The sequence below is a fragment of the Enterococcus sp. DIV0236 genome, from assembly GCF_050558525.1.
Classification (GTDB): Bacteria; Bacillota; Bacilli; order Lactobacillales; family Enterococcaceae; genus Enterococcus; species Enterococcus faecalis.
Map to the genome: position 1 here is coordinate 2,517,717 of NZ_CP187891.1, position 14,400 is coordinate 2,532,116.

Genomic DNA, 14,400 nt, shown 5'->3' on the forward strand with positions numbered 1-14,400 from the left:
TTATTCGCTCGCTTTCGCTAAATATTTACTGCCTTCTCGTTGTGCTAAAGGACTCAACACTAATTCTTTCATCAATTCCTCGACCCATTGCGGATTCGTTTTACTATATTGGCGTAATGACCAGCCAATCGCTTTTTGAATGAAGAACTCCTCTGTAGTTCTATCATAAATAATCGCCTTTTTCAACAGGTCCTGATTGGTCTTTTCTTTCAACATCAACTGTAAATTCAGCGCAACACGCCGATTCCAGAAATTTTCAGCGCCATAAAAAAGGGCAAAAATCGTTGGCAATTCAGTCAGATGCAACGCCACCCACGACCCAAAAAATTTTCGCCAAGCATCCACACTGTCCCACCACGCTTTTTGTGGAACATAGGCTTTAAACGCTACGACCTCTTCTAATGAAAATCTCCGAACATTTTGAAGGGCTAAATCAATAGCGACATACTGATATTCTCGTTCTGTTTTTTGATAATAAGCCTCAATCTCTTGGCATAATTTTTCCTTTGGCCACGTATGACTTTCTTTTAAAAGTTGTTTACTTAACGCTTGACGTTCTGGGGCGGGGATGCCTGCAAAAACAAATTGGTGTTTCATATAAGCAGACATTTTTGCTGCTTTTTCTGGGTTCTTCTGAAATTGAAGTGTGTCCATTCCTTCGCTCCTTATAATAAAAAAACTATACTAAAACAGTGTACCATGTTTTAGTATAGTTGGTTGGTCAATTAATCAAAATACGTTAAGTTTTTGTTGTCTTTATCTAACCAGGCATAGCCGAGACCCATAATTAAGCCACCACCGATAAAGTTACCGATAAAGGCCCAGAACAGATTATGAACAACATTACCAGCTGTGAAAGCTTCAATTGCGCCGTTCGAAGCAAAGTAAGCTAAACTGAAGGCTGGGAAGTTGGCAATCACGTGTTCAAAACCAAGGAACGCAAAGATAAAGATAATGAAAATAATGGCCGCGACTTTGCCGGCGTCATCTTTCATTCGCATACTCACTAATACGGCTGTATTAACTACAATATTGGCGAACATAGCTTCAACTAAAATCTGTAGGGTGGTTTTTTCTAATTTTCCAGCAATCGATGTAAAGAAGAAACTATCTTTTGGCAAATCTTGGAACGGCACCGTAAGTGATACCAAGAAACCAAACAAGACGCCACCAATTAAATTGAATAAGATACAGGTAAATAAAATTTTTGCAGCTAAGGAAAAGTTGACTTTTTTACGATAGACCCCAACAGTCATGTACAACATATTCGAGGTACCAAGTTCGGCATTCATATATAAAATCATCACAAGTGACCAACTGAACATGAAGGCGTAAAGCATTTTCCCTAAACCATGAGAAATTCCTTCTCCTTTAATTGCGATTGCAAAAGCAACGGCTGTTCCCAACGTTAAAAATAGACAAGCAAGCATTGCACGAACAGCGTAGCGGGAAAAGCTGTTTGAGAATAAATTCACTTTCTTGTCGATGGATTTATCAATTTGTTCAAACAATGGTGAACCAGACTTCATTGTAAACTCCCTTTCATTCCGTTTTCAACTTATATTTTCAAAACATCTCCCCTTATTCTAATGAGGAAAAGTGTTTTTGTCTACCTTTTTTTCATATTTCACTTTAAAACCTTGACGTTTCCTATCCTATTAAGTATACTAGATTTTGTGTAAAATAATTGCAGCAGAAGAATAATAACTCGTCAACAGTTCATTGCCAAACTTGGTTCAACTGCGTAACCGCGGCTGCAAAGGCGAAGGTTGAAGAATGAACTGAACGAATATGAATTTTTCATCTAATTATTTTACTCCAAAAAAACATTTATTTATTGGAGGAATTTTTAATGTCTCGTTATACTGGACCATCATGGAAAGTATCTCGTCGTCTAGGTATCTCTTTATCAGGTACTGGTAAAGAACTAGCTCGTCGCCCTTACAAACCAGGACAACACGGACCTAACAGCCGTGGTAAAGTTTCTGAATACGGAATGCAATTAACTGAAAAACAAAAATTACGTCATATGTATGGCATGAACGAACGTCAATTCCGTACGTTGTTCATTAAAGCAAGCAAAATCAAAGAAGGTAAACACGGTGTTAACTTCATGGTTTTACTAGAACAACGCTTAGATAACGTTGTTTACCGTTTAGGTCTTGCAACTACTCGTCGTCAAGCACGTCAATTAGTTAACCATGGTCACATCACTGTAGACGGCAAACGTGTTGATATTCCATCATACCACGTTGAAGTTGGTCAAGTGATCGGTGTTCGTGAAAAATCTCAAAACATCTCAACAATTAAAGAAGCGGTTGAAGCAACTGTTGGACGTCCAGCATTTGTAAGCTTTGACACTGAAAAATTAGAAGGTAGCTTCACTCGTTTACCAGAACGTGATGAACTTTACCCAGAAATCGACGAAGCACTTGTCGTTGAATACTACAACCAAAAACTTTAAGATTTCAAAAGGTCGAACTACGGTTCTTACCTTCTTTCAAAACCTTGCCTTTCTTGGCAAGGTTTTTTTCTTTGCCCTCTTTACAAAATTGTTTACTTCCGCTAAACTATTGTTAACCAAATAAAAATAATTGGTTAACAATAGAAAGTGAGGCTTCTTATGAATAAAGCATCGTTACGCTCTTTAATTTTAGCAGCAGAATTCGCTGTGATTATTGCTGTACTTTCACAATTTACAATTCCATTGGGGATTGTCCCCTTAACTGGACAAACATTTGCCATCGGCTTAACCGCTACCGTTTTGGGCAAGCGAACGGGGACCTACGCTATTTTAATTTACTTCTTATTAGGATTAATTGGTTTACCCGTTTACGCTGGGATGTCTAGTGGGTTCGGTGTACTCTTTGGACCAACTGGCGGCTATTTAATCGGCTTTATCTTTAACGGCTTATTAACTGGTTATATTTTAGAAAAAACAACCTTTAACTATACTTGGGCCATTATCGCAAATATTGCTGGCGCCTTAGTTACCTTAGTTTTCGGTATGATTTGGTTGAAATATTCCGCAAATCTGCCGTGGCCAAACGCTTTCGCTGGCGGGTTTGCTCCGTTTATTATTCCTGGTATCATCAAGGCTGTCGCAGCTGCTTATGTTGGTATTTTAATTCGCCAACGCTTTATGAAACGTTTTTTAGCACACCTTTCTTAAGGGGAAAACTTTTTTCTTTTCCTTGTCTGTAGTACACTAAAAGGACAAAGGAGTGAAGTCCATGTCCTCATTATTAAAACGATTGGTTCAGTTGGTTTTGTTAGTCGTCGCTGTCTTGCTGATTCGACACTATGTTTTCTCCCCTGCTGCAGTGAATGGCTCTTCAATGGAACCAACACTTCATAACAACGACCGTTTATGGGTGACCTCGATTAAAAAGCCTCAGCGCTTTGATATTATCGCTTTCCCTAGTCCTCGCAACGGCCAACGAGTAGCCAAACGTTTAATTGGTTTACCTGGCGAAACAGTCGAGTATCGCGATGATACCCTTTATATTAATGGTGTATCACTCAGTGAAGATTACTTAGCAAGTGCTAAACGAAATGTCTCTAAAAATGAAAATTATACCCAAGATTTTACGCTAGAGACCTTAGAAGCCACCCAATCCCTGACCGTTCCAGAAGGCATGTATTTTGTCTTGGGGGATAATCGCCCGCGCTCAGATGACAGTCGTTACTTTGGCTTTGTTAAACAAGCGAGTGTGGAAGGTGTTTTGACTTTTCGTTATTATCCATTAGATAAAATTGGATTTCCATAAAATAGTAAACCGCCCTCAAAAAGTCTAACTTTTTGGGGGCGGTTTACTATTTTTTTAAGGTCCAGTGACTAAGTTCCACGTCACCGTTCCTTGATATTTCTCATTTATTTTCCCTTGATTGGCAGGGACTTCTAATTTCACATTGGCAAAATCAAAATCTAATTGATAGACATCATTACCTGTAAATTGGTTATTAAGAATTACTGGTGTAGATGTACCGTCACTCGTCAAAGTTAAGGCTTTCGTAACCCCAACTTTATTTGTTAACTCTGTGACTTGATTATAGTTTTCGATTGCTATAACATCCGCACTTCCTAATAATAAACGCGTACTAGTTGGCAAACTATCAGCTGATGCTGTTAACTGTGACAATTGTGCTGTTAACTGCCAATTAGGTTGGCTTGTCTTTATTCGTAGATATGGATTACGTGTGCCGTTGCCATAGTAATCAGCTGCTTTTTTCAGTCCGTACTGCTTAGTGCTACTGTTAATCGTAATTTTCCCAAAATCAAACGTTGGTGTACTAATGAAACCTTCTTCTACTGGTGTTGGCGTAATCGTTTGATCTTCTCCTTGAATACGTACAAAGTTACTAGCTGTCACTGCAGAAAAGTTTCCACTAGCTGTCATTTCTGCGGTTAAAAGTTGTCTTGGTTCTCCCGTAATTTTCGCTGTGTTCACTGTCACTAAGGCTTCGCCGTTCACAGGAATCTCTATATCTAAGTTAACTCCTGCTTGCCATTGTTCTGCCGTCACTGGAATAATTTTATTTGGTGTATTACCAATGCGAACAGCTAATTGTGTTGGTGGTGAAATACCTGCCGCCCATTTGGCCGTTGGTGCTAGTTTAACGTTGGTCAATGGAACTTCACTGGTATTTTTTAGTTTAACTATCCACATCATAGAAGCTTCATTCGGGATCACTTCTAGTAACCGACTAACCGTCATTTCTGCTGTTGGTTGGACTTCCTCATAGACCGCTGTCATGTCATCTTTATCGTCGTAAGTCACGGCGTAACTTGGTGTTTTAGTCGTTGTCAAGGTGCCTGGTTTGGTTTTACCTTTGTACCAGCCTTTGAACTTATAGGATTTATCTCCTGTTGTATAAGTGTCTGGTAAGGCTTTCGTACTAGCGTAAGTGAAATTATCACTGTCAATCACCGTTTGTTTTCCTTGCGTGAAGCCTGTTGGCGGTGTAATTTTAGCGCCGCTTGGATCCACAAAGTTTTCAGTGACACGACGGTTTTCTAAATAATAGTAGATTGTTCCCTCTGGAGAAGCTAAGTTATAGTTTTTTCCGACTGTCCCTGAATAAATTCCCATAGCATACAACGTGTTATTCGGGTCCCATGTCCAAAAAGCTCGTCTGGTTCTAAAAAAAGTTCCAGCGTTAGTTAATTTGAAGGCTTCTACTCCGTCAGCTTGAGAAACAACCGTATATGGCGCTTCTATATTTTTCCGGATCTCTTTGGTCATAGGATACTTTGTTTTATCTCCCGTATAAGTAGCTAGCGGTGTAATCGACATTGTCTTATATTGTTTAGGAATTGTATGATTAACAGACCTTGCACCGTATGTCTTAAGCTTATCTATCGGGAAATCATATGACTTGCCAGGAATCGATAATTTTTTTAATTTACTCATCACTTCATCAGTTCCTTGAATTTTCCCTAATACTGTTGATTCAGTTTCGTCACTTTCACCTAATTCGGCTTCTACAGAAAAGCCTGCTGTATTCAATAGGTTACCTGCCTCATCAACATAACCAAAGTAAACATCTTTGGCTGGTAAATTATACGTTTTCATCACGACTTCTTCATAGACTACCGTCAAATCATCATCATCATTATAAGTGACTGGATAACTGGGAGCTTTGGTCGTCGTCAAGGTGTCTGGTTTGTTTTTACCTTTGTACCAGCCTTTGAACTGATAGGTTTTCGTGCCGACTTTATAGGTATCTGGCAAATCTCCGCTTTGCTTAAAGGTGTACGAATCACTAGTAATTACTGTTTTTTTCCCTTGGGCGAAACCTGACGGTGCGGTGATTTTAGTACCATTGGTATCTACGAAGTTTTCCGTAACACGACGATTTTCTAGGTAAAGATACATACGTGCATTTTCATCTAGTGTATAGACACTCGGTTCTACTCCTTTACCAGTAATAGTCGCACTTAATAGTGTTGCAAGTCTAACATTTGTAGGCATTGATGACCAGTATATACCGCTCATCGTAAACTTTTGTGGATCTGTTGTCGGGTCAAGACCAATTCGCCATCCAGTTGTATCGATGTCACTTTTGACACCACTTCTTAAACTAAGACGATACGTTTCTGGAATAGAGTAGGCTGTACCTGTATAATTTGGGCCAGGTTGATACGTTACGGTTTTATACATTTTGGGCAACGTAAAGGTTGCATTGCGAACTCCATATTGCAACGGCGTAGGTCTTTCTGTATCGAAAACTCGACCTGGTATAGTGATTTCTTTTACTGCGCTATTATTGTTAGTCGGGACTGGGCCAATTGGCGTCACTTTGCCATCCGCAACTTCAACTAATTCTCCAGTAAAGCCATAACGATCAGCAAATGTCAGCCCCCCTGTTTCATTGATAAATAGGACACGATACATGCGATCAGGCAAAGTCACTGGATTCTGAATCGCCTTATTCATCACCTGAACAGATGACATTCCTTTTCCTTCTTGAATCGCCTCATACACCACCGTCAAATCGTCATTCCCATCATAGGTCACCGCATAGCTTGGCGCTTTGGTCGTGGTCAAGGTATTTGGCTTGGTTTTGCCTTTGTACCAGCCTTTGAATTTGTAGGTTTTGCCGTCTGCTTGATAGGTGTCTGGCAAAGTACTGCTTTGTTTGAATGTGAAGTCATTGCTGGTCATTGGTGTTTTCTTGTTTTGGGTAAAACCTGTTGGCGGTGTAATGGCTACGCCGTTAGCATCTACGAACTTTTCGGTGACTTGTTTACGGGTGACTACGTAATTAAGTGTTTCTCGGTACGTTGCAGTGCCATCAAATCCGTATAATACTGGTTCTACTGGAGTGCCAATGGGGGCGACACTCAGGATTCTTAAAAATTCATTACCATCCGTGTTTAGAGAGAAAACATTTTCACTGCTTTTAGAAAATATGCTATCTCTTGTGCGTAATACAAAAGGAGTCATATGATTCCCAAACTGCGGTAACTCAGTTGTTTGTTGTGCACTATATCTGGTCATCCTCAGTGTAGAATTGGGCACAGCAACAATACTGTCGACATACTTTAGCGTGTTATCAATCTTTAATTGTTCAACCGCGTATATATTCATCCTATAATTTGCTGGTAAATCTGTAAAAAAATCGTATGGTAAAGGAACCGTTGCATTGACAGCTACTCGATATTGACCACCACCTGCATTAGAAGAAGTAATTGGATAATTAACCGCATATGGTCGCCATAAACTAGTTGCGTCTTCATATCCAAATTTAGTATACGTCCCTGATAACGTTAAGTTTTCATCAGCAAAAGCTTGCCCTGATTCATTAGTGAAAGCCAAGGTTATTCTCGGATAAATCACTTGATTATTCGGCACCCAACGTGGCGAAATACTCTTTTGTCGGTCATTTTCACTACTATTTTCTGCAGGTTGTTCTGTTGTGTTTGTTTTTATCTCTGGTGTTTCCAGTGGCGCTTTTGTCTCTGCTTGTTTCGCTGTTTCCTGTGTTACTTCTTCCTGACTCGTTTCAGTCGTTTTTTGACTGCTTTCCGTACTTTCTTGCCTTGCGCTACTTGCTGGTGTTGCTTCCTTAATACTATTTGCCACTGTCGGGCTACTTTCACTCGTGACTGTTTCCGCAATGGCTGTTACGCCAGAAAAGGCGTTAATCACTAAAGAACTACACAAGCCAATGGTTGCTAAGCGTTGCCAGTTAATTCTCTTCATGTCGTCCCTTCTTTCTATGTACCATTCCCGCCAAGCCGATTAAGGCTAAGCTGGGAATGCTAAAATTTGCTTGCCCCTTGTCCCTTCGTACAGGGCGCAAGGGTCAGTCGTGATAGCTTGTGCTGAACCACCTCTTAGGTGAGTTCCTTGTTGGAAGTAACTTTTGCCATTTTTGATTCATGCTATTCTCCTTTTTATGTATTGATTTATTGTTCATTGGTATATGTACAGCTTTTAATTTTCTCCATTCTATCAAAAAAAGGCGGACTTGAAATTTCAAATTTTGCTACAGCTAAGCTACTTTTCTGATGATTCCTATTATACCAAGGCGGAAGAGCACTTTTTCACTGGAAAAACACTCGAAAATTAAGAGAATCTGCCATTTTGCTACTGATTTTCAGCCAAATTCCTTAATTTCCATAAACAAAAGCTCAAAATGTTAGTATCAAACACTAACATTTTGAGCTTTCCTCATGATAACTTAACTATTTTAAGGACCTGTAACTAGGTTCCACGTAACTGCGGCTTGGTATTGTTGCCCCTTGACCCCTTGGTTGGCTGGCACTTCAAGTTTGACATTGTTGAAGGTGAAGTCCAACTGATAGATATTACTCCCAGTGAATTGTTGATTGGCAATAATCCTAGTGGCCGTGTTGTTGGCATTCAAACTAATGGTACTCGTAGTACCGACCGCATTTTTCAACTCGGTAGGTTGGTTGTAATTTGAGAAACTCGAAACAGGAGCCGCCCCTAATAATAAGCGGGTCGTTGTCGGCAAGCTGTCTGTCGCTGATTTTGGTTGCGACAGTTGCGCTGTTAAGCTCCAATTCGGTTGGGTTTTCTTGATCCGCAGATAGGGATTGCGTGTGCCGTTGCCATAGTAATCAGCGGCTTTTTTCAAGCTGTGCTGTTGCGTGCTTCCCGCTACCCCAACCTGACCAAAATTGAAGGTTGGAACACTGATGAAGCCTTCAGCCGTTGGTGTCACAATTGCTTGATCATTGTCTTTCACACGTACGGTGGCCGAAGCAGAGACACCACTGTAATTCCCACTGGTGGTAATCCCAGCGCGCAAGACTTGCCCCGCTGTCCCTGTCGCTTTCGTAGTGAACTGAACCGTGGCAGATTTTCCTACGGGAATGTCAGTGCCTAAGCTAACACCATTGGTCCACGTAGTCGCTGTGACGGGAACTGTTTTCGCGGTTCCGCCAGCTGGCGTGACAATCATGGCGGTTGGTGCTGCTAAGCCAGTTGTCCAAGCGGTTGATTTCTTGATGGTCGCCGTGGTTAGTGGCGCTTGGCTTGTATTGGTAATTGTGGCACGCCAGGTGACATTGCCGCCGCTAGTCACGGTTTCAGCGGTAGTACGAGTTAAAGCGACACTTGCTTTGGGCACTTCTTCCTTATACATCGCCGTCATGTCGTCATTGCCATCAAAAGTTGTATTGTATGTTGGCGTAGTGCTGGTTGTTAAAGTATTAGGCTTGGTTTTACCTTTGTACCAGCCTTGGAAAATGTAAGTTTTACCGCCTGTTGTATAACTAGCTGGTAAGACTTTTGCGCTCGTATACTTGAAGGTGTTGCTCGTCATGGGAATCTGGTTCCCTTGCGTAAAGCCTGTTGGTGGCGTGATTTTAGTGCCGTTGGTGTCTACGAAATTTTCGGTGACTTTACGATTGGTTAGATAGTAATAGACTGGTTTATCAATTGTAAGATAGGTTGCTACCCCCGATCCCAAATTAGGATTGTGGACAACCTTTCGCAAATAACTGGGTACCTGAATATCTATCGGAGCAGCCGTGGTTGTTCGATTAAAGATAAACGATTGACTCCCGTTATTCTTTAACTCAAAGTTTCTAGAAAGTAGCTTATTCTCACCTTCGACAAATGGCTCTGAATAATTATTACCTTGAATATTAGGAAACGGGTAAGCTATATCAAAAGTACCACTCTTGTTATAAACACTTATTTTTTCATAGTAATTGGGTAGTGTAAAGGTTAAATTAGCCGCACTATGTTGTGTACTTCGATCACTCAGTATTTCAAGTGATTGCGCAGGATAAGCAATTTCCTTCAAATTGTTTTTGGTTGGTGCAACTTGACCTTTTTCAAGACTGACTGTTTTCCAGTAATCAGGTTTATTTGAATCAGCTGAATTGGTTGCTAATCCTTCTCCATGCCAATTGTCATAGGTTAGTTTAATCGTTGAAGCATCTACTCGTTTGCCAGACTCGTCTACGAACCCGAATTGATAGGTCAGCGCTGGAAAATCAAAAACCTTAATCTCCTCATACACCACATTCAAATCATCATTATCATCATAAGTCACCGCATAGCTTGGCGCTTTGGTGGTGGTCAAGGTATTTGGCTTGGTTTTGCCTTTGTACCAGCCTTTGAACTTGTAGGTCTTACCACCTGTTGTGTAAGTGTCTGGCAAGGTGCCACTTTGTTTAAAGGTGTATGGGTCACTGTTAATTACTGTTTGTTTCCCTTGCGTGAAGCCTGTTGGTGGCGTGATTTTAGTGCCGTTGGCGTCCACGAAGTTTTCGGTGACACGGCGGTTGGTTAGATAGTAATAGATTGGACCTTGAATCGTATAGTACATTGCTTTCCCCGTAAGAAAACTCGATACATATCTTAAATAAAATGGAAGCTGAACATTTTCGGGAGCGGCGGCTGTTGTTCTATTGAACACAAACTCCTGTCCTCCATTATTCTTTAATTCAAAATATTGAGGAGTATTATTTATTTCCGCACCTGATGGGTTTAGTATACTTGGATAAGGATATGCGGCATCAAAACCACCTTGTTGATTTTGTATACTGATGGATTTATAAATTCTTGGAAGCTGATATCTTAAGTTTACTGCACTAAATTGAAATGAATCATTACTATTCGTTTCAAGATATTGAACTGGGTATATGATTTCTTTAAGATTATTTTTTGTATTTGCCTTAATCCCTGTTTCTATTTTAGTAGTTGCCCATGCTGATGGGATATTGTTGGGTGGCTCAGTACCAATACCGTACCAATTATCATATGTCAAATCAATCGTGGAGGCATCTACTCGCTTACCTGATTCATCAACAAACCCAAATTGATATGTACGACTAGGAAATTCCAAAACCTTAATCTCCTCATACACCACATTCAAATCATCATTATCATCATAAGTCACCGCATAGCTTGGTGCTTTAGTCGCGGTCAAGGTGTTTGGCTTGGTTTTACCTTTGTACCAGCCTTTGAACTTATAGGTTTTGCCGTCTGCTTGATAGGTATCTGGCAAGGTGCCACTTTGTTTAAAAGTGTACGCTTCACTATTAATAACCGTTCGCTTTCCTTGTGTGAATCCTGATGGTGGTGTAATTTTTTGTCCGTTACTATTAACAAAATTCTCATAAAGCTTTTTGTAATAAATATAATAATTAATAGTAGCACCAGAATTCCCTTTATTGAACTGTCCTGTTGTTCCTACAAGATTGTCACTAAACATAATATTGGTGCTTACTCCGCTATTAGAACTACGATTCGTTATACGCCATGTCTTACCAGTCGCTTTAGTAAAGTTATATGTTGAAATATCATAGTTACTTCTCGTATAAGTTGTTGATGTGTACGCTCTGGAAGTCATCACACCTGTTCGGCTGTCTGGAAGTGTTGCTTTAGGTGGTGCTAACACAATTTTATCAATTCTATTGGTGGTAGCTGTAGCAAAATTAATCACAATATCGTTACTAAAGAAAAACCACGAACCCCCGTTACTAGTACCTATATTTTTTAGTCCTGTATCAAACCTATAAAGCCCACTACCAGCATTTGTCATAGTTAAAGGATATCTTAACAGCGTCCCTTCTACTCTCGAATTGGTTGATTTAAATAATACTGGGTTTATGGAAAGACTCATTTGTTCCTTACTAGCCACTCCATCCTCATCGTAAAATTTTAAATTCCCTTTCAAACCTAAGTTACCAGAAAATCTATCCACATACGTCATTTCATTTCGTCTATTCACTGCGCCAAATCCATTAAATCGAATCGTGGAATCGATATATTTTTTTTCGTTGTGTGTACCCGAAGTAATTCTTGTCTGAAAATACAATGTTTTGATATACCCAGTATTTCCAGAAGTTCGCCCGTGTAGACGATTGATAAATGCAGTGACCGTCCTAGTCGACTCTGTCCAAACAAAATATTCGCCACCACTATTGGCATTATGAGAGCCTTCTCCTATAACTACATTTTGTTCCTCGGGGCCAACTTTGATAATAACTGACGTTGGTCTAGTCATTCCAGCTGCCAATTTTGATTCAATTCGAATCGGACCAACAATATCTGAATTTGTATCATCTGTTGTAATATTTTCCAGTTTCATTCGATAATCAACTACATCGTTAAGACGAACCGTGGTTCTATTCGTGGTTCCTGTAGCTGCCCAGACAAATGCTCTAGGCATAATTTTCGCTTGAATACCAGATGGTTCCAGCAGATTTTCTTCTTGAGCTATTTCCGTTGTATCTTCTTGTTCCACTGTTTCCTGTGTCACTTCTTCCCGACTCGTTTCAGTCGTTTCTTGACTGCTTTCCGTACTTTCTGGCGTTGCGCTACTTGCTGATGTTGCTTCCTTAGCGCTACTTGCTACTGTCGGACTACTTTCAATCGTGATTGTTTCCGCAACTGCGGTCACGCCAGAAAAAGCGTTAATCACTAAAGAACTACACAAGCCAATGGTTGCTAATCGTTGCCACTTAGTTTGCTTCATGTCGTCCCTTCTTTCTCTGGACCATTCCGACAAGACCAATCAAGACAAGACCAAGAATGCTAAGATTTGCCTGACTCTTGCTCCCTGTACGAGGGAGCTGCGAGCCAGTTGTGGTGGTCTGTGTCGAACCACCACTTCGTTGATCTCCTTGCGGAGGACCAGCTGGTTCCTTGGGATCAGCAGCTGGCGCATCTGTTTTCGGTGGGGGATCTTTTGGAGCGGGTGTTGTCGGATTTTGGTAAAATTCAATCCCCACCGAACTAGAACCACCCTCAGACGCTTCAACATTTATAAAAAAGCTAGGGGAAAATAGTAGACACGCAATCATTAAATAACGCTTTTTTTTCATTTAAAAACCTCCTTTTAACTCATTCACATTCTTCTATATAAAGAATGCGTAAACAACCTTTTTCATACCTTTATAATAGCAAAGAACTCTTTGTTCAAAACATCATTTTTTTTCATTTGACAACATCTATTCGCGAAAATCCCTTATTAAGCAAGGGTTGCTACTCTTGTTATTTAAGCAAAAAAGGCTATCAAAACGTACTTTTCCATAGAAATCAGCCAGTCATCCCTTAATTTTTTTCAAAAAAACTACAGAAAAGCTCACAATGTTAGTAATTAAAACTAACATTGTGAGCTTTTCTCATTTTTGACGATTGGATAATTCGATAAAATAACACTAAAACACAAAATAACTGTCTGTTTCTCTTATTGGGCAACAGCTAATTGATACAATGGCAGGAGTTGTTGATAGGTTGCCAACATATAAGCGCGTGCTTTTTCAGGGTTTTGCCACAAGTCACTATCTTTGGGAATGATGCGCCCAATTTCAAACTCACCTTTTTTTACATCTCTAAAACGAGTTAAGGCTTTTTCTAAATCCGTTTCTGGCAGCGGAGTAATTTGAGGAACCGTATGATCCAAGGAAACATACGTATCTTCTGGTAATGCTTGGAATAATTGCTGATTCTCTAAAAAGGCTTGCGCAATCTGCTTTTCATTTTTAGGATTATCAATGAATGACAACCACATAAACACATAGTCGCCCCAAATGCCTAATTGAAAATGCGGCTGCATTTTATACCCGCGCTTATTCGGACTAAGTGCTGACCAAGTATTTTCTGGCGGATACACGGTGCGACGGCGATGTTGCGCAATATGGACAAACAACTCCGTTCCTAGTTCAGGCGCTAGTTGTTCGGCAAAATACGTGTCTAATTCTTGAAAAATAGGTTGAATTTGCGCACGGATAACCGCCATTCGTTCATCTAATCCAGCAACTTCAAAGGCTGCGAATTCTTTTTCTGTAAACATCAACATTTCTCTAATTCCTCTCTTAACTTGTCTTCCGCTTCTATTTTTGTCGATTTTGCCATGTTTCCAGTGTCATCCCACGATAAACATCTGTGACAATTTTCCCTTTACTAATTCGAGCATTGGGTAGTGTTCCTTCGTAGGTAAAACCAATTTTCTCCATGACACGACCAGAAGCTGGATTGTCTTGATCATGTAAAGCAAAGATTCTCATGAGTTTCATTTTTGCAAAACCCAGTTCAACTAACGCCGTCGCGGCTTCAGGCATGTAGCCATTGCCCCAAAAGGCACGGTTCAAGACATAGCCTAATTCTCCAATATTATTGGTTTCATTGACCCGCAAATCAATCGTGCCAATCATTTTGCCCGTTTCTTTCACTTCAATCCCATATTTTCCTAAAGGTTCCCCCATAAAAAATTTAGCAATGTTTTGTCTTGTTTCAGCGATTGTTTGATTTTTCAAAAACACATAGCGGACCGTTTCCTCATCTGAAGCATATTCGTACATATCCTCTGCATCGGCTAATGTGACGGGCCTTAAAATCAAGCGTTCGGTTTCGATTCGTTGGTTTTCTGCAAAAATCAATGGATAATTCATGAGCAAAACTCCCT

The 14,400-nt window shown here is 40.2% G+C and carries 10 protein-coding genes; 3 read left to right on the forward strand and 7 right to left on the reverse strand.

All coding sequences use genetic code 11. The features are described 5' to 3' along the window. A complete protein-coding gene (locus tag IGK27_RS12110) occupies positions 1-654 on the reverse strand; it encodes a DNA alkylation repair protein (RefSeq protein WP_010710891.1) in 654 nt (217 codons plus the stop codon). A 71-nt stretch (positions 655-725) separates the two neighbouring features. Further along, the gene (locus IGK27_RS12115; RefSeq protein WP_002365340.1) at positions 726-1,529 is read right to left on the reverse strand and encodes a formate/nitrite transporter family protein; all 804 of its coding nucleotides are present in this window, start codon (positions 1,527-1,529) and stop codon (positions 726-728) included. 323 nt (positions 1,530-1,852) lie between these two features. Here IGK27_RS12115 and rpsD point away from each other — a divergent pair, with 323 nt between their 5' ends. The 3 genes from rpsD to lepB all read left to right on the forward strand — a co-directional run bounded on the left by rpsD (position 1,853) and on the right by lepB (position 3,770). Beyond that, positions 1,853-2,464, forward strand: coding sequence for a 30S ribosomal protein S4 (rpsD, locus tag IGK27_RS12120; protein WP_002365342.1), 612 nt, complete (start codon positions 1,853-1,855; stop codon positions 2,462-2,464). A 159-nt stretch (positions 2,465-2,623) separates the two neighbouring features. After that, a complete protein-coding gene (locus IGK27_RS12125; protein WP_002354975.1) occupies positions 2,624-3,172 on the forward strand; it encodes a biotin transporter BioY in 549 nt (182 codons plus the stop codon). 61 nt (positions 3,173-3,233) lie between these two features. Then, positions 3,234-3,770, forward strand: coding sequence for a signal peptidase I (lepB, locus tag IGK27_RS12130; RefSeq protein WP_002385230.1), 537 nt, complete (start codon positions 3,234-3,236; stop codon positions 3,768-3,770). 54 nt (positions 3,771-3,824) lie between these two features. Here lepB and IGK27_RS12135 read toward each other — a convergent pair whose 3' ends face one another. The 5 genes from IGK27_RS12135 to IGK27_RS12155 all read right to left on the reverse strand — a co-directional run bounded on the left by IGK27_RS12135 (position 3,825) and on the right by IGK27_RS12155 (position 14,386). Further along, positions 3,825-7,709: a WxL domain-containing protein gene (locus tag IGK27_RS12135; protein ID WP_075320512.1), complete on the reverse strand. Its 3,885-nt coding sequence runs from the start codon at positions 7,707-7,709 to the stop codon at positions 3,825-3,827. A 490-nt stretch (positions 7,710-8,199) separates the two neighbouring features. After that, positions 8,200-12,468 carry a WxL domain-containing protein gene (locus IGK27_RS12140; RefSeq protein WP_010710236.1) on the reverse strand — a complete coding sequence of 1,423 codons (4,269 nt, stop codon included), beginning with the start codon at positions 12,466-12,468 and terminating at the stop codon, positions 8,200-8,202. Beyond that, on the reverse strand, positions 12,455-12,817 hold the full coding sequence (locus IGK27_RS12145) for an LPXTG cell wall anchor domain-containing protein (protein WP_002370083.1): 363 nt from the start codon (positions 12,815-12,817) through the stop codon (positions 12,455-12,457). The genes IGK27_RS12140 and IGK27_RS12145 overlap by 14 nt, the downstream gene beginning before the upstream one ends. Before the next feature lie 365 nt (positions 12,818-13,182). Continuing rightward, a complete protein-coding gene (locus IGK27_RS12150) occupies positions 13,183-13,794 on the reverse strand; it encodes a YktB family protein (protein WP_002359064.1) in 612 nt (203 codons plus the stop codon). Positions 13,795-13,828: 34 nt separating this feature from the next. Further along, positions 13,829-14,386: a GNAT family N-acetyltransferase gene (locus IGK27_RS12155; protein ID WP_002386268.1), complete on the reverse strand. Its 558-nt coding sequence runs from the start codon at positions 14,384-14,386 to the stop codon at positions 13,829-13,831. Positions 14,387-14,400 lie beyond the last annotated feature (14 nt).